A 21,448-nucleotide genomic window follows, 5' to 3' on the forward strand; every position below is an offset into this window, starting at 1 on the left:
CATGGCACAAAGAACTATTTCTCTGGATGAATGGTTGACAACGCCGCTGGGACAGCACCTGCAGGCGCGAGAAAGTGCCTATTTCGACACGGTAGTGGCAGATATGTTCGGTTTTAATGCGGTGCAAATCGGCCACCCGGAGCTGGATTTGTTGCGTAACTGCCGTATCCCGAAGCGCTACCGGGTCGGATATGGCGGGGCAGTGGCAGTGCGCGCAGATGTGGAGTTGCTGCCGTTTGCCAGCCAATCAATGGATCTGGTGGTGATTCCACACATGTTGGAATTTGCGACGCACCCGCACCAGGTATTGCGCGAGGTGGAACGTATCCTGATGCCTGAAGGCCATCTGATTGTAAGCGGTTTTAATCCGCGCAGCCTGTGGGGCGCCAGCCGCTGGATCAAACAGAGAGAGGGCGAATTTCCGTGGTGCGGCCGTTTCATAACACTGCCGCGTCTCAAGGACTGGTTATCCTTGCTGGGTTTTGAAACGCAGGGCGGTAGCATGTGCTGTTACACACCTCCATTCAGTCAGGCAAGATGGCTGCAACGTTTTGCTTTTATGGAGGCTGCCGGAGATCGCTGGTGGGCCATGGGCGGAGGTGTCTATTTCATCAAGGCCGTCAAACGCGTGCAGGGTATGCGTCTGATTACACCCAACTGGCGCGAACCGGCTGTCAAATCAGCAGCGCTGACCCCCGCCGCCCGGAATGTAGTGAATTTGAATCAATATAGAAAGTTGAAACACCCTAATGAGTGACCGTAGTTTGCCTGTTATAAACATTTATTCGGACGGGGCGTGTAAAGGCAATCCCGGCGTCGGGGGTTGGGGAGCACTACTGGTTAGCGGAGAGCATCGCAAGGAACTGGTTGGCGGGGAACTTCTCACTACCAACAACCGCATGGAGTTGACGGCTGTCATCGAGGCCCTGCAAAGTTTGAAACGCAACAGCCGTGTGTGTATCCATACCGATTCACAGTATGTGTTGAAGGGGATCACTGAGTGGTTACCCAACTGGAAACGGCGTGGGTGGCGTACCAGCAGCAACACTGCAGTCAAAAACGTAGACCTGTGGCAGCGGCTGGATGAATTGGTCAGTCAGCATCAGGTAGACTGGTTATGGGTAAAAGGTCATAGCGGGCATCCCGGTAACGAACGCGCTGATGCACTCGCCAATCAGGGCGTGCTGTCAGTACAGTAAGCATAACAAGCAAGCGAACCAGACATGCGACAAATATTTCTCGATACCGAAACGACCGGCCTCGACCCAAGACAAGGGCACCGTATTATCGAGGTGGCCGGCGTGGAGATGATCAATCGGCGGCTGACTGGTAACCGCTTTCATCGCTATCTCAATCCGGAACGCGATATCGACGCGGGTGCGCAGCAAGTGCATGGCCTGACCAGCGAATTCCTGCAGGACAAACCGCGCTTTGCGGATATCGTGGACGAACTGCTTGCATTCTTACGCGGAGCCGAGTTGGTCATCCATAATGCGCCATTCGATCTGGGTTTTCTCAATGCCGAATTGCAGCGTCTTGATCGCCCGCTCATGGTCGAATATTGTTCGGAAGTTACCGACACGCTCAAATTGGCCAAAGATCTCCATCCTGGTCAAAAAAACAACCTGAATGCCCTGTGTAAGCGCTATGAAGTGGATAATACCAGCCGTACCTTGCATGGAGCTTTGCTGGATGCCGAACTGCTGGGCGCCGTATATCTCGGAATGACACGTGGCCAGGAAAGTCTGGTGATGGAGGTGGAAACGAAACCCGCCCAGTTCGGCCAACAATCCAGCAGTACGCATGCCCCATTGAGAATTATCCTGGCTGACACGCTTGAAATATCCGCACATGAGACTGAACTCACACGACTGGAACAGGAAAGCCGCAAAGCCAGCCTGTGGCGTTCCACTCTGCCAGGATAAGCGGCCATTCAAGTAAAGCGGAGTCACGTGTATCTTCTTCCAGCGATTTCCAGCTCCGACGCGGCTATACGCTGGAGCTGGCTACTCCTGTACCGATTGGTATTGCTGTCAGCCGCCAGTTTGCTTCTGTGTGCACCTTCCTGGGCAGCAGGCGTGCTGGTGTTGATGAGTGACAAGAGTCCGCCTTACCAGGAAGTCGCAGATGGTTTTCGTGTGCAATTGCAGCATGAACGGCCTGCCGTCCAGGTGATTGTCGAAGCCTCTCTTGAACGTGCAGAAAAAGCCGTGACAGCGAACACGAGCTTGCTGGTAAGTGTCGGAATGAAAGCCACCCGGGCAGCGCTTGCCTTGAATACTCGCGCGCCTATCCTGGCCGTGCTGGTGCCCAAAGACAGCTTCGACTCATTAGCCTTGCCAGCCAATGAGGCACGCAGATCAATTAGCGCCATTTACCTTGATCAACCCTATTCACGCCAACTGGCCATGATACGCATGGCTTTCCCGGAACGTCGGAGAATAGGCGTGTTATTGCGTGAGAAAAACCGGCAAAAGCTGGAGGCGTTATTAGCATCAGCCAGATTGCAAAAAATCCAGGTGACTGGTGAATTGATACCCAATGCAAGCGAAATCATCCCTGCTTTGGAGCATTTGCTGGGAGCAAGCGATATGCTGCTGGTGCTGCCGGATGCGTTGCTATATAACAAAAACGATATTCAGGGCGTGCTGCTTACGTCTTATCGCTATCATGTCCCATTGATTGGTTACTCGCAGGCACTGGTACGTGCCGGCGCAATTGTGGCGCTGTATTCAAAGCCTCAGCAGATTGGTTATCACGCTGCCGAAGTGGCATTACGCTACCTCGACACCGGTGATTTACCTGCGCCGCAGTACCCGAAATATTTTACCGTGAGCATTAACCAGCAGGTGGCGCGCTCATTGAATATTTCCGTGCCTGACGAGATTGAGTTGCAAACGGCATTGCAGCGCAGGGAACAGGAGCAATGATGAAATCAAGCATTCGCCGCCGGGTTTTGTTGCTGGCTCTTCTGCCCGCCACATTGCTTGCATTATCTTTAGGCTATTTTTTCACGCTGTCGCGTATCACCGATCTGGACCAGGCGCTACGCGCACGCGGACTGGCCATTGCCCGTCACCTGGCACCCGCATGCGAATATGGCGTGATTTCCGGGAATAACCAGATACTGCAGCGCCTGGCTGATTCAGCGCTTGCCGAGCCTGATGTTGTCTCAGTGTATATCATGGATCGTGGCGGTAATGTACTGGCCAGCAACAGCCTTAAACAGAGCAAACTGGCCGGCATTCAACCTGGCGATATCCCTGTTTCAAGCCAGAACGATACTGTTACCGTTGCCACTCGATCCAACGTGTTATTTTTCCGGATGCCTATCCGGCAGACGGAAGTTCAGGTTGATGATTTCGCGTTGACTTCAACACCCGCGCCAGCCATCCAGCCTGTGAACGCAGCGCCTTTGGGCTACGTGGCTATAGAGTTGTCCCGTAAAGCCACCATGGAGCGCCAGAACGAGGTGCTGCGCAGCGCCGCACTGCTGACCATTGCCGCGCTCATTGCCACGGCCTTGCTGGCACTACGCTTGGGACGAGAGATTACCGTGCCGATTATGAAGCTGGCCAGTGCTGTGGACAAAATCGGCAGGGGTTATCTGGATGTGCGCGTGAAGCTGGGTGGCAACGATGACGAATTCCGTATTCTGGAAGATGGCATCAACGGCATGGTAAGCAAGTTGCACCGGGCGCATGACAACTTGCAGGAGCAGATTCTGCAGGCCACCGCCAAGCTCAGCTATCAGGCTAGCCACGATATGCTCACTGGCCTGATTAACCGGCGCGAGTTCGAAGTCAGGCTGGAACGCGCCTTGTTCAGTGCGCAACACCAGGATAGAGAGCATGCACTGTGTTACATGGATCTTGACCAGTTCAAGATCGTCAATGACAGTTGTGGTCATGTGGCAGGCGATGAACTGTTACGCCAGCTGACCCTGCATTTGCAACAGGAAGTCCGCGAACGCGATACCCTGGCGCGTCTTGGGGGGGATGAATTCGGTCTGTTGTTGGAAAACTGTCCTCAGGATAAAGCGCTGGAGTTAGCTGAAATCATGCGGAAAACGGTGGAAGATTTCCGTTTCAGTATGGGCGAAAAAAACTTCATGGTGGGAGTCAGTATCGGTATTGTCATGATCAACCACGAAAGCGACAACGTGGTCAGTCTGCTCACCTCGGCGGATGCCGCCTGTTACGCTGCCAAGGATCATGGTCGCAACCGCGTCCATTTATATCAGATGCAGGATAGTGAACTGGCCAAGCGTCGTGGCGAAATGCAATGGGTCAATCGTATTCAACTGGCCATCGCAGAAAACCGGTTGCAACTCTATTTTCAGCAGATCCAGCCACTGCAGAAGCAGGAACAGGGCCTGCATGTGGAGTTATTGCTACGCATGATAGACGAATCGGGTCAATGCATTCTGCCCATGGCGTTTATCCCGGCGGCTGAACGTTATCACTTGATGCCGATGCTGGATCGCTGGGTAATGGAAAATAGCTTCAAGCTATGCGACGCATATATCGCGCCAGATAGCTGTGAACTGCAAACCTGGGCAGTCAACGTGTCGGGCGCATCACTGTGCGATGCAGGCTTCGTGCAATATCTGAAATCCCATCTCGTAGACAATCCGGCACTGGCACGAACCTTGTGCATAGAAATTACCGAAACCGCCGCCATCACCAATCTCGGTGCGGCGAATACATTTATCAAAGAACTCAAATCGCTCGGTTGCCGCTTTGCGCTGGATGATTTTGGCAGCGGACTGTCATCACTCAATTATCTGAAAAATCTGAATGTGGATTATCTGAAAATTGATGGTGCCTTTATCAAGGATATGGCGGACGATGCCATCGATCTGGCAATGGTCGAAGCCATCAACAAGATCGGTCATCAAATGGGTTTGTTGACGATTGCCGAATTTGTGGACAGTGAGCGCGTATTGTTAAAACTGAAAGAAATCGGAGTGGATTTTGTGCAAGGAAACTGGATACACAAACCCGAAAATGCCGAAGCTTTGTGTAAAACCTGATCAGCAAGGTATTTGACGTGGCGTTTGCGGGTGGTGCCGTTATATTAAATGCCTGTTACTGGATACCGAGTATAGGAATGACAGCATCCAGCCCGTTGAAATTCACTGCATAGCCAGCCTGTGCCTGCACCACTGGTTTGGCGTGATAAGCAATGGATATCCCTGCTTCGCTCATCATCTTCAGGTCGTTGGCACCGTCACCAATGGCTACGACCTGTTCATATGTCAGCCCCAACTCGTTACGGATGCGATTGAGCCAATCAGCCTTGCCCTGGGCGTCAATAATCTGTCCCAACACGCGCCCGCTCAGTTTGCCTGCAACGACTTCCAGTGTATTGGCGGCAGTGTAATCCAGCCCGAGCCGTGCCTGCAGGCGTTCGGTGAAAAATGTGAAGCCGCCGGATACCAGCAGCGTCTTGATGTTGTGCTGTTTAAGTTTGCCGAGCATTTTTTCCGCACCCGGAGAAAGTTGCAGGCGTTCGTCATACACGCGTTGCAATGCGGATTGATCGAGTCCCGCCAGCAACGCCACGCGCCGGGTGAGGCTCTCGGAAAAATCGATCTCACCGCGCATGGCGGCTTCGGTAATCTGCGCGACTTGCGGCTTGACGCCTATCATGTCGGCAATCTCGTCGATGCATTCGATCGTGATCAGCGTGGAATCCATATCCATCACCACCAGTCCGAAATCACTCGGGCGACGCGTGGATGGAACAAAGCCATAGTCCAGAGCGACCTCGTTGCAAAAATTGGCCACAGCGGCCTGGCTATCCGGATTCGCTCCCGTCAGGCGGAACGCCTGCTGGGAAATGGCCTGAATTTCATGTGCGCCGCTAAGCTTGGCGAGCTGTTTCAGGGACTGGGTCGCAATGTTTGTTGCCTGAACAATCAAATTATAATTCATGATATTAGGATAACTCTTTAAATAGTTTTCTAATGTTTTCCACGCGGTTTGCCAAGGTCGGCGATGAGACCGTTACGCGTAGCTTGTCCGGGCCGGCCAGCTTGAAATTGCGCCGGGTCTGGATCAATTCAATAATCCGCGCCGGATTGATTGGCGGGTTGGGCACGAACTGGATGCTGATCGCATCTGTGGAGGCATCCAGCTTGGCTATGCCCAGCGGCTTGGCGAGCAGGCGCAAGCGATGCGATTCCTGCAGTGCCTGTGCCGGTTCCGGCAACAGCCCGAAACGGTCCACCAGCTCGGCGTGCAGGTCGTCCAGCTCATCGCTGTTGCTGCAGTTGGCGAAGCGTTTGTACAGCACCAGTCGCTCATGGATATCGCCGCAATAGCTGTCGGGCAGCAGGGCAGGGGTGTGCAGATTGATTTCCGTGGTTATCCCGAGTGGCTGGTTCATGTCCGGTTCGATGCCCTTTTTCAGCGCTGCCACGGCATGGTTAAGCATGTCGTTGTACAGGCTGAAGCCGATCTCCTGCATGCTACCGCTTTGCGAATCGCCCAGCACCTCGCCGGCGCCGCGTATTTCCAGATCATGCATGGCGAGATAAAAGCCCGCGCCCAGTTCTTCCATCATCTGCAAGGCTTCCAGGCGTTTTTTGGCGGAGGAGGTGAGCGCCTCTTCCTCAGGCGTCAGCAGATAAGCGTAGGCCTGATGGTGCGAGCGCCCGACCCGGCCGCGCAACTGGTGCAGCTGCGCCAGTCCGAACTTGTCGGCACGGTTCATGATGATGGTGTTGGCGGTGGGAATATCAATCCCGGTTTCGATGATGGTGGTGCACAGCAGTACATTGACGCGTTGCTGGTGGAAATCGCGCATCACATGTTCCAGCTCACGTTCCGGCATCTGGCCATGGGCGACGCGGATGCGTGCTTCGGGCAACAGTTTGGCGAGCCTGGCTTCCATGTTGAGGATGGTTTCTACCTCGTTGTGCAGGAAATACACCTGGCCGCCGCGTTTCAATTCGCGCAGCACCGCTTCGCGGATCACGCCATCCGAGTAGCGCGACACGAAAGTCTTGATCGCCAGGCGCTTCTGCGGCGCGGTAGCGATCACCGAAAAATCGCGGATGCCTTCCAGTGACATGGCCAGCGTGCGCGGGATCGGCGTGGCGGTCAGCGTCAGCACGTCCACTTCGGCGCGCAGTACCTTCATCTGCTCTTTCTGACGCACGCCGAAGCGGTGTTCCTCGTCGATGATGACCAGACCGAGGTTTTTGAACACCACATCCTTCTGCAGCAGCTTATGGGTGCCGATGACGATGTCGATCTTGCCATCCGCCAGGCCGGCCAGTGCCTGGGTGATTTCCTTGGCGGAGCGGAAGCGCGACAGTTCCGCGATTTTTACCGGCCAGTCGGAAAACCGGTCGGAAAAAGTCTGGAAATGCTGCTCGGCGAGCAAGGTAGTGGGAACCAGTACAGCGACCTGGCGGCCATCCATCAGCGCCACAAATGCGGCGCGCAGCGCGACCTCGGTTTTGCCAAAACCCACGTCACCGCATACCAGCCGGTCCATCGGTTTGGCGGTGCACAAGTCAGTAATCACCGCCTGGATCGCGGCAGCCTGGTCGGGCGTTTCTTCAAAACCGAAGCCTTCGGCAAAGGCCTCGTAATCATGCGGTTTGAGCGTGAACGCGTGGCCCTCGCGCGCCGCGCGCCGCGCATACAGGTTGAGCAACTCGGCAGCAGTGTCGCGTGCTTGCTGCATGGCGCGGCGCTTGGCTTTTTCCCACTGGCCGCTACCGAGCTTGGACAGGGGAACGGATTCGGGCGATGCGCCGCTGTAACGCCCGATCAGATGCAGTTGCGACACCGGCACATACAGCTTGTCGTCACCCGCGTATTGCAGCAGCAAGAATTCCGTCTCGCCTTCCCCCATATCCATGCTCACCAAGCCAAGATAGCGTCCGATGCCATGGTCGGCGTGCACCACCGGGTCACCCACCTTGACCTCGGACAGGTCGCGCAGCATGCTGTCCACCTGGCTGCGACGTCCGCTGTCGCGGCTGCGCGTACGTACCGTGGTGGCGTACAGTTCGGTTTCGGTAACGAAGGCGGTGGGACTATCTGCTTCAAGAATGAAGCCGTGACCCAACGGGGCAACACCCAGCAAAAGCCGGCCAGCCGGAACCGTACAGCTTTGATAATCCTCGCACAGCACCGGTTTGAGTCCGTATTCGGCGAAATACTGCGCCATGGTTTCGCGCCGTCCCAGGCTCTCCGCCAGCAGCACAACCCGGCCTGAAAAGCGGCTGATGAAATTCTTGACGCGGTGCAGGGGGTCATCGGCGCGGCGCTCGACTTCCAGCTTGGGCAGCGGGCGCGTGCTACCGCCTTCGGTGTCGCCCCGGCTGAGTTCAACGCGCGGATAGCTCTTCAGCCCGCCGAACAGCGCATCGACCGAAAGAAACAGGTCGGCAGGCGGCAACAAAGGCCGCTGCGGATCGCCGCGCAGCAGCTTGTAGCGCGATTCGGTGTCGCGCCAGAAATCCTGCGCGGCGGCCTCCACATCGCCGTGCAGACAGAGCATGGCATTGTCCGGCAGGTAATCGAACAGGCTGGTGGTGGTATCGAAAAACAGCGGCAGATAATACTCGATGCCCGCTGGTGCCAGACCATTGCTCACGTCCTTGTAGAGCTGGCGTTTGGAAGCATCGCCTTCGAAGCGGTCGCGGAAACCCTCGCGGAAGCGCGCAATGCCGGCTTCGTCGAGAGGAAATTCGCGTGCCGGCAGCAGGCGGATTTCATTTACCGGGTAAATACTGCGCTGGGTATCCACGTCGAAGGTACGGATGGTCTCGATTTCGTCGTCGAACAAGTCGATGCGGTAGGGCAACGGGCTGCCCATCGGGAACAAATCCAGCAACCCGCCGCGCACGCTGTATTCGCCGGGGGAAATTACCTGACTCACTGCGGTGTAGCCGGCCAGCGTCATCTGCCCGCGCAGCGCATTCAAATCCAGCGTCTGGCCTTGTTTGAGAAAAAACGTATAAGCGCCAAGATAGGCCGGGGGTGCCAGTCGATACAGCGCCGTGGTTACCGGAACGATGGCGACGTCGCACTGGCTTTGAGAAATCTGGTAGAGCGTGGCCAGGCGTTCGGAAACCAGATCCTGATGCGGCGAAAAATGGTCATAAGGCAGTGTTTCCCAGTCCGGCAACAGATTGACTTGCAGACCCGGCGCGAACCAGCGAATTTCCTCCAGCAGTCGCTGGGCATCCAGCGCATTGGCGGTGAGCACTACCAGCGGGCGCGCTTGTCCGGCCAGTTCAGCCAGCGCCAGTGCATCGGCAGAGCCGGTGATTGGCTGCAGACGGACGCGTTGACCAGATGTGGGAAGCGGCTGATTGAAGAGCATGTGGGATCGCAAATGAACGCATTATAACTTTTCGTGCTGGAAATAACCGCTGGCAGGGCTATGCTTAAAAAGTGATGGTCCATCTTTTTCAGGGGTAAGACATGCTGTTTACTGACCGTAACCAGGCCGCATACCAACTGGCGGCCGCACTTTCCCAATACCAGGACATGCATCCGCTGGTACTGGCGATCCCGCGCGGCGCCGTGCCGATGGGGCGCATCATTGCGGATGCATTGGGCGGGGAGCTGGATGTGGTCCTGGTACGCAAGTTGCCCGCACCGTTCAATCCGGAATACGCCATTGGTTCGGTGGATGAATCGGGCTGGACTTACGTGTCCGATTCAGCCGCAGCGGCGGGCGCCACACCGGAATACATCGAGCAGGAAAAGCAGCGCCAGCTGGCAACCATACGCCGCCGGCGTGCCGAATATACGCCGTTGCGCCCCCCTTTCGATCCGGCCGGGCGTATCGTCATCGTGGTGGACGACGGCCTGGCCACCGGCGCCACCATGATCGCCGCATTGCATGGTTTGCGCGAGCGCAAGCCCGCCAGGCTGGTGTGCGCAATACCCGTGGCGCCTGTGGATACCGTGGACCGGGTACGGCTATACGCCGATGACGTGGTGTGTCTGGAAACCCCCTTCAGCTTTCAGGCAGTCGGGCAGTTCTACAGCGATTTCCCGCAGGTGGAGGATGAGGAGGTGGTAGAGATTCTGCGACGCTAGTGTACTGTTTCACACTAAACAGCACTTACAGCGTTCCCCTGATGGGTCAGCTGCAAGGCGCGTTTGCACAGCCATAGCTGTTCTATGGCAAGTAAACGCAACGCCGCAGATGACCCATCAGGGGCGCGCCCGCAGGGAGCCACCCAAAAACGCCCTGCCCGCGTTGCGGCGCTTGACAAGGGAATGGCCATTGCCTGCGCGCCGCGCCTTGTCAGGGCGTTTTTGGGTGGCTCTGTAAGAGCCGTTTAGTGTGAAACAGTACACTAGCGCACTGTCACGCGGCTGTCGTCTGTCAGGCCATCCCCCGGATATACGACAACCTGTTCTCCCCGTTGCAAGCCGCTGCTTACCATCGCTTCGCTGCCATTCTGGCGCGAAATTTCCACCTTGCGCAATCGGGCACGGCCCGCAGATATCACAAATACCTGCCACTGTCCGTCCTTGCGGAATAACGCGCTCACCGGCACCTTCAGCGTATCGGGCGTATTGAAAATGATGATGCCAGTCTCAACCCGGTAGCCGTCGCCCAAGGCCTGCCATTGTTGCGGTGGGGAAGTCAGATCAATGATGACATTGACGCGCTGCTCCTCCACGCCCAATGCGGAAACCTTGGTGAAGGCGGACGGTTCGACCCGGCGCACGCGTCCTTGCAGGGACTCGCCGCCCCCCCAACGCTGGATGCGCACAGCGTCACCTGGCACGATCTGCACGGCATCGGTGGTGAGCACATCCACCACCACTTCCAGATCGCCCGGCGCGCCGATTTCCACGAGCGGCGTGCCAATGGCGACCACACCCTCATTTTCCTGCATGACTCTTAGCACCCGTCCGGCAACAGGAGCGCGCAGCATCCATTGCCGATCTGCCGTCTTGCCGCCATCGCTATGCAGTCGCAGCACTGCAGCGCGGGCGGCGGCAGTATCGAATCCTGCAGCGCGGGCGGCATGCCTGGTCACCTCCAGGTCGCGGGTAGCGAGTTGCGCCGCGAGTTCAGCCTGTTCCAGTTGGGCAGGGGAAATAAAAGCGCGGACGGCCAAGGCTCGGCTACGCATGAGATCGGCACGGGATTTTTCCAGGGATGACTGAGCCCTTGCCACGCCTGCATCAGCGCGTGCCTGGCTCGCCTCGGCCGCACCGACCCGTGCGCTCAGTTCGCGCTCGGTGCGTGCATCGAGCAGCGCAGGCGCAGCGGGTTCGATGACGCCCAGCAGCATGCCCGGCTTGACCTCGTCGCCGACCTTGAGCGCAATACGCTGTAACTTGCCCGCCACCGGTGCGGATACGACATAGCGCTCGCGTACCCGGGTTTTGCCGTCTTCCTCGATCAGTTGCTGGAAGCTGCCACGGGTGACTTGCGCCACCTGCACCGCCACCGGCTGGGGGCGAAACGCCCAGATCAGCACTACTATGGCGGCGAGGCCGAGCAGTATCAGCAAACCACGTTTGATCCAGATTTTATTCATGTTCACTCTCTTGTTTTGAGTACGGCGACCAGGTCGAGGCGATCCACACGGTGGCGCACGATGAGTGCGCTGACCGTGCCCGCCAGCAGAATCGCGATGCCTGCATAGGCATATGTGTCGGGTTGAATAATGACGGGCAGCACCAGGGTTTCGTGCGGCATCAGTTGTATCAAACCCCATGCGATGAAGTAACCCAGCGGAAACCCCAGCGGAATAGCCAGCACGATTTCGATGGCGAGTTCCCCCAGTAAAAAGGCAGAAACTTCGCGTCGTGTGAAGCCCAGTACGCGCAGCGATGCGAGCTCCCAGGCACGCTCGGCAAGCGCGATGCGCGCGCTGTTGTACACCACACCGAACGCGATCACTGCAGCGAAGCCAGTGAATATCGTGGTGAAGAACAACACGTTTTTTGCCGAGGTTTCCTTGAAGCTTTGCAGCATGGCCGTCTTGCTCCCCGAGGTGGCGATTTTGGGGTGTCCTTTAAGATAGGCAAAAAAATCTTTCTCACGGCTTTTGTCGAGCGCCACCGAAATACCCGAGACCACATCGGACTCGCCCATGAAACGGTTGAGCGCACCGATCTCCATGTACGCCGACAGGCCGATCAGCTCCCCTACTGTACCGGCGACCACGACTTCGCGCTTGCGCCGCGTGCTTTCCAGCGACTCGACCCATAATGTGTCGCCGGCATGTACGTTGAGGCGCTGCGCCAGGCGGTCGGTGAGCAGGATTCCAGCACGTGGCAGTGGCACGCTGCGCAAGTTCGCGTCGAGCAGGCGGTGCAGACGCGCGTCCTGTGGAATGCCCTGGATCACGGTGCGATACGACAGGTGGCCCGACACCAGCCGCACCGGCACAATGCGCGAAACTTCGGTTTCACGCACGCCGGGAGCATGCGCGATTTCGTGGCGCACGCGGGCGGCCATCGGCTCATTGAAAACCACTTCCGCGTCGGCACGCTGCACTGCCTCGAACTGCACGTAGATCAGGTAATTCACCGCATCGCGCCAGAAAGTGCCGGACAAAATGACCGCCACCGAGATGGCAATGCCGAAAATGGTCACCAGTACGCGCAGCGGGTGCCGTTCCATGTTGCGGATCACCATGCGAGCCGCCGGAGAAAGCCAGTGCACCAGTCCCAGGCGTTCCAGCAGCATTTTCCGGTAACGCGGCGGGGACGGCGGGTGCATCGCCTGCGCCGGCGCCAGCACCACGACTTGGTGCACGGTGCTCAGCGCGCCTGCAACGGCGGCCAGCAGACTGATGCCACCCGCGAGCAGAGGGATCCAGGGTTGCATGCGGTAAGCCAGGTGCGGGAAGTGAAAAAAATCCGTGTACATGCGGGTCATGTAATGGCCGAACCAGGCGCCGACCAAAACACCGATGACGATGCCCAGCATCGTAATGACCAGGACGAATTTCAGATAATGCGTGGCGATCGCTGCATTGCCGTAACCGAGTGCCTTGAGCGCAGCGATTTGTTCGCGCTGGGTGGAAACAATGCGGCTTAACACCACGTTGAGCAGAAATATCGCAACACCGAAGAAAGGCAGCGGCAGCGTGGTGCCCATTACCTTTTGCTGGCCGATTTCCTGCGTCAGGATTTTGTTGGATACCTGGTCGCTACGTCCGTACGCATGCAGCCCGCCATAGGGCTCGAGCAGGCGATCAAGCGCATCGATCACAACACGTTCGGAAGCGCCCGGCGCAAGCTTTACCGCGACATGATTGAACGCGCCTTCCATGTTGAACGCTGTGGCGAGATGGACACGGTCAATCCACAGCACGCCGAAGCCGCGGTCGTCCGGAAACGCGCCGCCGCGGGTGGCAAAAACATACTCCGGCGATAACCCGATGCCGACGATCTTCAATGTTTCGCGCTTGCCGTTGATCAAGGCGGCAAGCGTAGCGCCGGGTTTGAGATGGCGTACGCTGGCGAACCCTTCCGACACCACAACTTCATGCGCTTGCCCGGCTTCCGGCATGCGCCCCTGGCGGATGAATATCCGGTTCAAGCGCGGCTGCCCCCCTTCCGGCAGGCCGATCATGCGTCCAACCACCGGCTCGGCGATGCCGGGTATATCCAGCGTCACGTCGAACTGCACGGTGCTTTGCACATCCGCCACACCGGGAATCTCCGCGATCCTGCGTTCGATTGCTTTCGGGGCGCGCTTCAACTCGGCGAACACATCGGCGAAGCGTGCGGCGTCGTAATAACTTGCGCGCGACCACTGCATCGAATCGTAGGTGGAAAGCGAGCCGATGAAACCGGCAATGCCTGCTGCCACCACCAGTGCGATGGTGAATGCCTGGCTGCGCATGCGCCAGAGATCGCGCAGCAGCTTTTTGTCGAGCAGGTTCACCAGGACAACTCCGCAGGCCTGAGTTTGTTCTGATTGTGTTCGACGCTGGTGATGCGCCCGTCAGCAAGCCGCATCACCCGGTCCGCCATGCCTGCGATGGCTGCATTGTGGGTGATGACCACTGCAGTGGTGCCGAATTCCTGATTGATTCTGGCGATCACTTCCAGCACCACCTTGCCGGTTGTGTAATCCAGTGCACCGGTCGGCTCGTCGCAAAGCAACACATCGGGTCGTTTCGCGATGGCGCGGGCAATGGCTACACGCTGCTGTTCGCCGCCGGAAAGCTGGGAAGGAAAATGATTGGCGCGTTCACTCAGGCCCACCAGGCCGATGGCCTCGTCCACATCCATTGGATGCGGACATATATCGGTTACCAGTGCCACGTTCTCGCGTACGGTGAGGCTGGGAATCAGGTTGTAAAACTGGAACACGAAACCCACGTGCTCGCGCCGGTAGCGGGTCAGTTCGCGCTCGTCGGATTTTGCCAGATCATGGTCGCGCCAATGCGCCTCGCCGCTGGTAGGTGTATCGAGGCCGCCAAGAATATTCAGCAGGGTCGATTTGCCGCTGCCGGATGGCCCCAGCAACACCACGAATTCGCCGGAATAGATTTCCAGATCCACTCCGCGCAGCGCCGGAACTTCGACTTCGCCCATACGGTAGATTTTGGTCAGACCATGGGCGACAAACACGGCTGGGGGTGCTGGCTGCATGTTCACCCCTTGTATTTATTTATTGGAGGATTTGTTTATAGCTCAGCTGGCCGGAGATTTGAAGTAATGCCCAAACCACGCTGCCGCCTGGCGCGCCACTTCCTCCAGCGTACCGGGTTCCTCGAACAGGTGGGTGGCGCCGGGGATGATGATCAATTCCTGGTGACATTGCAGGTGTGCGGCGGCGCGACGGTTGAGTTCGATCACCACGTCGTCGAACCCGCCCACCAGCAGCAGGGTGGGGGCGGTTACCCGGCTTAGCGCGTCAGTTCCGGCCAGGTCGGGGCGTCCACCGCGCGATACGACAGCGGCGATTTTTCCGCCCGGTTGGGCGGCGGCCTGCAACGCAGCAGCGGCGCCCGTGCTGGCGCCGAAATAGCCGAGAGGCAAGCTGCGGCAATCGGCGTGATTTTTCACCCAGGCCGTGGCGGCAAGCAGGCGCCGGGTCAGCAGGGGAATGTCGAAGCGGGTTTGGTAGTCACTGTCCTCCTCGCGCGTGAGCAGGTCCATCAGCAGCGTGCCCATTCCGGCTTCGCGCAGTATCCGTGCCACGTAGTTGTTGCGTGGGCTGTGACGGCTGCTGCCGCTGCCATGGGCGAACAGGACGATGCCCGCCGCGTGTTCCGGTAATTCCAGCATGCCCTCGATGTGCACGTCGTCTGCCGGGATGTGTACCAGTTGCTCCAGTTTGCTGGTTGTCATGGTGTGTCTCCCTTTCACAGTCAATTTTGCGCGCGTCTGATGACGTACTGAAGAATTAAATCAAACCGCGCGCTGCATGTTGATGGCGATGGGAATGCGCCGTCGTCCGAACTGGCCGCTGAATGCCTCGAAACGACCGGCTACCTGGGCGCCGCAATCCGGGCAATGGCCTTCCGGGGTGAGCCGGTACTGGATGATCTGATGCCAGTCCCGCACGATCAGCGGCGCGTGGCAACTGGGGCAAGCGGTGGTGCCGCCGGCCGGATCGTATACATTGCCAGTATAAACGTAGCGCAGACCGGCGCGCAGGGCGATGTCGCGGGCGCGCGTGAGCGTCGCGGGCGGGGTAGCCGGCAGGTCTTCCATTTTGTAGTCAGGGTGGAAGGCGGTGAAGTGCAACGGCACGTCCGGCCCCAGTTCGCGCATGATCCACTGGCTCATGGCGCTGAGTTCCTCATCCGAGTCGTTCTTGCCTGGGATGAGCAGGGTGGTGATCTCGAACCACACGTCGGTGTGGTGCCTGAGGTATATCAGCGTATCCAGCACCGGCTGCAATTGCGAGCCGGTGAGCTTGAAGTAAAAATCCTCGGTGAAGGCTTTCAGGTCGACGTTGGCGGCATCCATTTTGGCGTAGAAGTCGCGCCGCGGCTGATCGTGCATATAGCCCGCGGTCACCGCAACGGTTTTGATGCCGCGCGCATGACAGGCATCCGCCACGTCCATGGCGTATTCGGCAAAAATCACCGGATCGTTGTAAGTGAAAGCCACGCTCTTGCTGCCGTATTGCTCGGCCGCGTCGGCGATGGCTGCGGGTGAGGCCTGATCCATCAGCCTGTCCATGTCTTTTGATTTGCTGATATCCCAGTTCTGGCAGAATTTGCACGCCAGGTTGCAACCGGCGGTACCGAACGACAGCACGCTGCTGCCCGGATAGAAGTGATTGAGCGGCTTCTTCTCGATCGGGTCAACGCAAAAGCCCGAGGAGCGCCCGTAAGTGGTCAGAACCATCTGGTCGCCGACGCGCTGGCGCACAAAACAGGCGCCGCGCTGCCCCTCATGCAGCTTGCAGTCGCGCGGGCACAGATCGCATTGAATGCGGCCGTCTTCAATAAAATGCCAGTAGCGGGCGGGGTAGCCGGATTCGACCGTCATTGGGGTGCCCATAACTCGCTCTCCCTCCATTTGCTTACGCTATAGCACGACAGGCGGATATCCTCTGCCCAGAAATCTGCTGGTAGACCGGCCTTGCGCTTCAACTGGGCCAGGAACATTCCCGGCTCCGGCAATTGCTCCCACACCTGCGGCAGAAAGGTGCTGCGGTAGTGACGGTATTCGAGCACCACGCCATCGATGCCGGGGCGCAATGCAGCCAGCGCGTCCACCTCGCTGGTGAAAGCGATGGGCTGGATGGCTGAGAGCAGCGACACCTCCACCTCGGTAATATCCAGTTCCGTGTGCTGTAATGGTTCGAAACGCGGATCGCGGAAAGCCGCCGCCAGTGCGTTGGCTTTGACGTCTGCCAGCAGCGAACGGTGCGCCTCCAGCGTGCCGATACAGCCGCGCAGTTCACCTTGCTGGGTCAGCGTGACGAAGCTGGCGCCGGGTGCGTGCAAGCGCGGTGCGGATTCATCCGCACGCGCCGCACTACCCAGGGCATCGGCAATCGTCGCGCGGGCAATACCAAGCAGGCTTGTTCCCAGTTCAGCGGTCATGGTTTTCATCCTCGTAAAAGGCAAAGGCAGCGTAGCCCACCACCCGGCTTTTGTCGCCGGACGTATCCCCGGAATTGCGCAAGTCGAGCAGTTCCACTTGCAGCCCATGATGCCGGGCGGCCAGCAGCAGGCCATTCACCGGCGTGGCGCCGCAGGCCTGGTTGTAATCAAGGTCGCCACGCAGGCCGAGTATCATCCGGGCGGTGTCGGTGTCCACGCTTTGTGCGGTGGCATAGGGCAGGTAATGGGAAAGGTCTGAGCTCACCACAATCAGGGTTTCGTCGCCGCCCCATAGCCGCTCGATCACCTCGGCCACCTGCGCGGCGCTGGCGTCGCCTACCGCCAGCGGCACCAGCTTGAATTCGCCCAGCGCGCTTTGCAGAAAAGGCAGGTGTACCTCCAGCGCGTGTTCCTGGGCGTGGCAGCGGTCATCCACCACTACTTGCGGCAGATCGGCCAATGCAGCCAAAGCCATGGTATCCAGCAGCACTTCTCCCATAGGACTTGCAAAAGCCTGTACGCTGGGTACTGCCAGGCCCAGTACCGGCACCCGGTGTACCGGCCCCAGCAATACCACGCGGCGCACCTTGCCGCGCAGCGGACGCAGCCGGGCGTAGGCGCTGGCGGCGATGGCGCCGGAATAGCTATAACCGGCGTGAGGCACGATCAAGGCCTTGGGCGCACGCATTTCCTCTGTAGTGTGGACGTTCTCCAGCAGCGCTTGTACCTGGCCAGCCAGCAGTGTGGCATCGGCCGGGTAGAATAGCCCGGCGACTGCTGCCGGGCGGGTGGTTGCGGACATGTTTGCTTCCTCGTTTAATCCAATGACTCCAATATGGAGACAAATACCATTAAGACAATAATGCCTTCATAAATTGCATTGCTTGCAGAGGCCGAGCATCCCGCCGGATAATCCGTTTCTTTGCGCATCGCCCACATGTCTGACTATTACGCACTGATTCCTGCGGCGGGCAGTGGCGCCCGCATGGGCGGAGAGCTGCCCAAGCAGTACCTTGACCTTGCCGGCAAGCCGATGATTTACCATGCATTGCGGAGGCTTGCCGGTTCTCCGCGCATCCGCCGGGTGTATGTGGTGATCTCGCCTGAAGATGCTTACTGGGACGATTACGACTGGCGCGAATTCGCGCCCAGGTTAAGCGTATTGCGCTGCGGCGGTGCCGCGCGTGCCGACAGCGTGCGCAATGGGCTGGCGGCGATGGCGGAGGAAGTGGCGGAAAACGACTGGGTGCTGGTGCACGACGCCGCGCGCCCCTGCCTTTCCGCAGCCCAACTCGAGCGCTTGCTGGATGAGGCGGGCGCCGACCCGGTAGGTGGCTTGCTGGCGGTGCCGGTGGCAGATACGCTGAAGCGCGCCGATGCCGGCCGGCATGTGTGCACGACCGAACCGCGCGAAGGGCTATGGCAGGCGCAAACCCCGCAGATGTTCCGCCATGCCATGCTGCTGCAAGCCCTGCACCAGGTGCGTGATGCTGTACCCACCGACGAGGCGCGCGCCATCGAGGCACTGGGGCATCGCCCCTTGCTGGTGGTGGCGGACAACAGCAATTTCAAAGTGACTTATCCGCGCGACCTCTATCTGGCGCGTTTGATCCTGGAGAACCCGGATGACTGATTTACGCATTGGGCATGGCTTCGACGTTCACGCCTTCGCAGCGCAGCGCAAGCTCATTATCGGCGGTGTGGAGATTGCCCATCCGCTGGGTCTGGCCGGACATTCCGACGCAGACGTACTGCTTCATGCTATCTGTGACGCGCTGTTGGGCGCAGCGGGGCTGGGCGACATCGGCCGTCACTTCCCCGATACCGACGCCCGCTTCAAGGGCATCGACAGCCGCCACCTGCTGCGCGAAGTAGCGCATCTGTTGACTGGACGCGGTTACCGCGTGGTGAACGTGGATTCCACCATCATCGCCCAGGCGCCCAAAATGGCGCCGCATATTGCGCTGATGCAGGCAAATATCGCCGATGATTTGGGCGTGGGGCCGGATGCGATCAACGTCAAGGCCACCACCACTGAAAAACTCGGTTTCACCGGACGCGGCGAAGGTATCGCTGCGGAAGCCGTGTGTTTGTTGGCACGGCGCGGTGGCGGATAAACAAGCCACCACGCTGCGCGTGTTTTTTGCGCTGTGGCCGGACAGTGCGCTGCAAACCGCACTGCACAATCTGGGAAACGCCCTCAACCCCGATTGCGACGGGCGTGCCGTGCGTCCGGAAACCATCCACCTCACTCTGGCTTTTATCGCGGCACTGCCGGCTGACCGAATAGAGGCGCTATACGCCGCAGCGGCACGGGTCGATACGCCGGCATTCGACTGGCAAGTCGATCAGCTCGGCTACTGGCGCCGTAATCAGCTACTCTGGGCAGGCGCAAGCCAGCCGCCCGAGGCGCTTACCACCCTGGTCGGCCGTTTGCATGCCGTACTCAACGACGCCGGCCTGGCTTTTGACGACAGCAAGCCGTTCGTTCCGCACATTACACTGTTGCGAAAAGCCCGCTGCAAACAACTGGTACAACCGCCGGTGGCGCTAGACTGGCAGGTGCGAGAATTTGTTCTGGTGCAATCCGAAATCGCTGCCGGGGGAGCGAACTACCGCGTGATGCGGCGCTGGCCGCTGGGGTGAATCCCTCGTCCGCAGCGGGCGAGGGGGAGTCGATCAAAGATAGATACAGTGTTCCAGATGCCCGGAGAGTTCCTTCGGCGTGGCGCGGGTGTAATCTTTCTCGATGGTGTCGCTCACCATATTGCGCACGTGCCCGGTCAGGCGCTGGTTGAGCACGCCGATGAACGGCGACGATGCCACCATAATAAGGCGCTCATAGTGGTTGGAAGCACGCCCGCATTCCAGTTCTTTCGATAATTCCTGGGCGAAACGCTCGGCTTCATGTTGCTTGGGATCGGTGGCGGGAACAAAGGAACCGTGCCCATTTCCCGTGCCCGGATTATGGCCTGGCCGGTCAGAGACCAGTTCCGATGCTTTTTCGCGGCTTTCAGGGTGGTTGAGTTCTTTGAGGAGTTGTAGACCTTGTTTCGGGCCATTATTGATATAGAGGCGGGCTAGACTTGCATTTGCAACAACGATCCAGGTTGTGGTCATGGTTCCTCTTTTCTTCAGTAATTAAACCCGCAAAACATTGAACCGACGCGCGTCGCAACCAGCTACTCTCGCCTGCCTGCAAGACAGGAAGCGCGCATTCTGCCAGTTGATTTCATGATTAAAGTGCGGTCAAGTCAAGTTTGTTGGATTTTCTGGTTTACGAAAGTGTTACGCTTTAAAGCTAGCACCTCAATCCAACCCGTCAAGGCTGTTCTAGGATGCGTTGCGCCGTCGAGAGGAAACCGGCCGGGCTGATATCTTCCACCACAATCGGCATCGTGTCGGCGTAATGAGGGTAATTTTTCAACGTGGACTTGCTGTAAGCGGGGTCGTAGTGCCTTTCCAGCAAAGCCAGCACCAGTTCGTCCCATGCACCCTGTTCGGCCAGTGCGTTCCAGCGCGCAATGATCTCATGGCCATACAGGCCAACCAGGCAATCGAGCTTTTCCTTGAGGGCAGCAGGGTTGGCTAAAAAGTGGGCGTATTCTTCCTTGAGGAGGACTACCCGTAACGGCATTGCTACTTCAACACGCACGCAGCCACCCTCATGCATGCGTGCCAGCAGCGCATCGGGTACTCGCAGCAAACCGATTTTTTTGCTTTCTGCTTCCACATACACCGGGCGGCCGGGGTTGAAGTGCTGAAGTGTCCACCACAACTGGCTGTCGAACATTTTTTGCGGCGGTTGCGCTGCATCCGGCAGATTGCCCAGTACCGAGCCGCGATGTGCGGCGAGTCCTTCCAGGTCGAGCACCTGCGCACCGGATTCCTGCAGCGCTTGCAGCAAGCGGCTTTTCCCGGAACCGGTCGGTCCGCACACCACGCGGAAATCGAAACGGCCAGGCAGGCTATCCAGTTCGGCCACCACTGTGCGACGGTAAGCTTTATAACCGCCATCCATCTGGGCGGCGTCAAAGCCGATCTGTTTCAAAACATGCGCCAGCGAGCCGCTGCGGCTGCCTCCGCGCCAGCAATAGATAAGCGGTTTCCAGCCACGCGGTTTGTCGGCAAAAGAATCCTCGATATGGCGGGCGATGTTGCGTGACACCAGCGCCGCACCGATTTTTTTGGCCTCGAATGCGGAAACCTGCTTGTATATCGTGCCCACGCGCGCGCGCTCGGCATCATCCAGGACCGGGAAATTCAGGGCACCTGGAATATGGTCCTCGGTATATTCACCGGGCGAGCGCACGTCGATAATCTCGTCAAATTCGGCGAGCTGTGCTACGTTTGCGAGGGGTACAGATTTCATGAGTGTTTGCGATCAAGCGAATCGCGCAGTTTATACGAGAGGGTAAC

The 21,448-nt window shown here is 58.4% G+C and carries 20 protein-coding genes; 9 read left to right on the forward strand and 11 right to left on the reverse strand.

The window, feature by feature from the left end; translation table 11 throughout:
* Nucleotide 1: 1 nt before the first annotated feature.
* From EI185_RS04160 to EI185_RS04180, 5 genes are read left to right on the forward strand one after another with little or no spacing between them, the layout of a single operon-like run.
* Nucleotides 2-757 (forward strand): class I SAM-dependent methyltransferase, encoded by a 756-nt coding sequence (locus EI185_RS04160; protein WP_124703870.1) that lies wholly within the window; start codon nt 2-4, stop codon nt 755-757.
* Nucleotides 750-1,199, forward strand: a complete 450-nt coding sequence (rnhA, locus tag EI185_RS04165; protein WP_124703871.1) for a ribonuclease HI — start codon at nt 750-752, stop codon at nt 1,197-1,199. The genes EI185_RS04160 and rnhA overlap by 8 nt, the downstream gene beginning before the upstream one ends.
* 24 nt (nt 1,200-1,223) lie before the next feature.
* Nucleotides 1,224-1,925 carry a DNA polymerase III subunit epsilon gene (gene dnaQ / locus EI185_RS04170; RefSeq protein ID WP_124703872.1) on the forward strand — a complete coding sequence of 234 codons (702 nt, stop codon included), beginning with the start codon at nt 1,224-1,226 and terminating at the stop codon, nt 1,923-1,925.
* A 27-nt stretch (nt 1,926-1,952) separates the two neighbouring features.
* On the forward strand, nt 1,953-2,930 hold the full coding sequence (locus EI185_RS04175; protein ID WP_124703873.1) for an ABC transporter substrate-binding protein: 978 nt from the start codon (nt 1,953-1,955) through the stop codon (nt 2,928-2,930).
* Entirely contained in the window at nt 2,927-5,035 is a 2,109-nt protein-coding gene (locus EI185_RS04180) for a putative bifunctional diguanylate cyclase/phosphodiesterase (RefSeq protein WP_124703874.1), read from the forward strand. The genes EI185_RS04175 and EI185_RS04180 overlap by 4 nt, the downstream gene beginning before the upstream one ends.
* Before the next feature lie 55 nt (nt 5,036-5,090).
* Here EI185_RS04180 and serB read toward each other — a convergent pair whose 3' ends face one another.
* Nucleotides 5,091-5,939 (reverse strand): phosphoserine phosphatase SerB, encoded by an 849-nt coding sequence (serB, locus tag EI185_RS04185; RefSeq protein ID WP_124703875.1) that lies wholly within the window; start codon nt 5,937-5,939, stop codon nt 5,091-5,093.
* 4 nt (nt 5,940-5,943) lie between these two features.
* Nucleotides 5,944-9,351, reverse strand: a complete 3,408-nt coding sequence (gene mfd / locus EI185_RS04190; RefSeq protein WP_124703876.1) for a transcription-repair coupling factor — start codon at nt 9,349-9,351, stop codon at nt 5,944-5,946.
* Nucleotides 9,352-9,452: 101 nt separating this feature from the next.
* Between mfd and EI185_RS04195 the strand changes: the two genes are divergently transcribed.
* Nucleotides 9,453-10,076 (forward strand): phosphoribosyltransferase, encoded by a 624-nt coding sequence (locus tag EI185_RS04195; RefSeq protein WP_124703877.1) that lies wholly within the window; start codon nt 9,453-9,455, stop codon nt 10,074-10,076.
* A 263-nt stretch (nt 10,077-10,339) separates the two neighbouring features.
* Here the strand turns inward: EI185_RS04195 and EI185_RS04200 are convergent, their stop codons facing one another.
* Genes EI185_RS04200 through amrB form a run of 7 tightly spaced genes read right to left on the reverse strand, consistent with a single transcriptional unit; the run spans nt 10,340 to nt 17,831 of the window.
* The gene (locus EI185_RS04200; RefSeq protein ID WP_124703878.1) at nt 10,340-11,539 is read right to left on the reverse strand and encodes an efflux RND transporter periplasmic adaptor subunit; all 1,200 of its coding nucleotides are present in this window, start codon (nt 11,537-11,539) and stop codon (nt 10,340-10,342) included.
* A 2-nt stretch (nt 11,540-11,541) separates the two neighbouring features.
* A complete protein-coding gene (locus EI185_RS04205; protein ID WP_124703879.1) occupies nt 11,542-13,902 on the reverse strand; it encodes an ABC transporter permease in 2,361 nt (786 codons plus the stop codon).
* A complete protein-coding gene (locus EI185_RS04210; protein WP_124703880.1) occupies nt 13,899-14,615 on the reverse strand; it encodes an ABC transporter ATP-binding protein in 717 nt (238 codons plus the stop codon). Before EI185_RS04210 ends, EI185_RS04205 begins: the two co-directional genes overlap by 4 nt.
* 42 nt (nt 14,616-14,657) lie before the next feature.
* Nucleotides 14,658-15,317 (reverse strand): dienelactone hydrolase family protein, encoded by a 660-nt coding sequence (locus tag EI185_RS04215; RefSeq protein WP_124703881.1) that lies wholly within the window; start codon nt 15,315-15,317, stop codon nt 14,658-14,660.
* A 60-nt stretch (nt 15,318-15,377) separates the two neighbouring features.
* Complete coding sequence (gene amrS / locus EI185_RS04220; RefSeq protein WP_370685754.1) at nt 15,378-16,481, reverse strand: AmmeMemoRadiSam system radical SAM enzyme; 1,104 nt, start codon at nt 16,479-16,481, stop codon at nt 15,378-15,380.
* Nucleotides 16,466-17,029, reverse strand: a complete 564-nt coding sequence (amrA, locus tag EI185_RS17940) for an AmmeMemoRadiSam system protein A (RefSeq protein ID WP_189836272.1) — start codon at nt 17,027-17,029, stop codon at nt 16,466-16,468. The genes amrS and amrA overlap by 16 nt, the downstream gene beginning before the upstream one ends.
* On the reverse strand, nt 17,019-17,831 hold the full coding sequence (gene amrB / locus EI185_RS17945; protein ID WP_189836273.1) for an AmmeMemoRadiSam system protein B: 813 nt from the start codon (nt 17,829-17,831) through the stop codon (nt 17,019-17,021). The genes amrA and amrB overlap by 11 nt, the downstream gene beginning before the upstream one ends.
* A 135-nt stretch (nt 17,832-17,966) precedes the next feature.
* Here amrB and ispD point away from each other — a divergent pair, with 135 nt between their 5' ends.
* From ispD to thpR, 3 genes are read left to right on the forward strand one after another with little or no spacing between them, the layout of a single operon-like run.
* Nucleotides 17,967-18,662 carry a 2-C-methyl-D-erythritol 4-phosphate cytidylyltransferase gene (gene ispD / locus EI185_RS04230; protein WP_124703882.1) on the forward strand — a complete coding sequence of 232 codons (696 nt, stop codon included), beginning with the start codon at nt 17,967-17,969 and terminating at the stop codon, nt 18,660-18,662.
* Nucleotides 18,655-19,146: a 2-C-methyl-D-erythritol 2,4-cyclodiphosphate synthase gene (ispF, locus tag EI185_RS04235; RefSeq protein ID WP_124703883.1), complete on the forward strand. Its 492-nt coding sequence runs from the start codon at nt 18,655-18,657 to the stop codon at nt 19,144-19,146. The genes ispD and ispF overlap by 8 nt, the downstream gene beginning before the upstream one ends.
* Nucleotides 19,136-19,675 (forward strand): RNA 2',3'-cyclic phosphodiesterase, encoded by a 540-nt coding sequence (gene thpR / locus EI185_RS04240; RefSeq protein WP_189836274.1) that lies wholly within the window; start codon nt 19,136-19,138, stop codon nt 19,673-19,675. Before ispF ends, thpR begins: the two co-directional genes overlap by 11 nt.
* 33 nt (nt 19,676-19,708) lie before the next feature.
* Here the strand turns inward: thpR and EI185_RS04245 are convergent, their stop codons facing one another.
* Together EI185_RS04245 and mnmH are read right to left on the reverse strand one after the other, a co-directional pair.
* Nucleotides 19,709-20,149 carry a host attachment protein gene (locus tag EI185_RS04245; RefSeq protein WP_124703885.1) on the reverse strand — a complete coding sequence of 147 codons (441 nt, stop codon included), beginning with the start codon at nt 20,147-20,149 and terminating at the stop codon, nt 19,709-19,711.
* A gap of 202 nt (nt 20,150-20,351) precedes the next feature.
* Entirely contained in the window at nt 20,352-21,401 is a 1,050-nt protein-coding gene (gene mnmH, locus EI185_RS04250) for a tRNA 2-selenouridine(34) synthase MnmH (protein WP_124703886.1), read from the reverse strand.
* Nucleotides 21,402-21,448: the final 47 nt, after the last annotated feature.

This window comes from Sulfuriferula multivorans (assembly GCF_003851125.1).
GTDB lineage: Bacteria > Pseudomonadota > Gammaproteobacteria > Burkholderiales > Sulfuriferulaceae > Sulfuriferula > Sulfuriferula multivorans.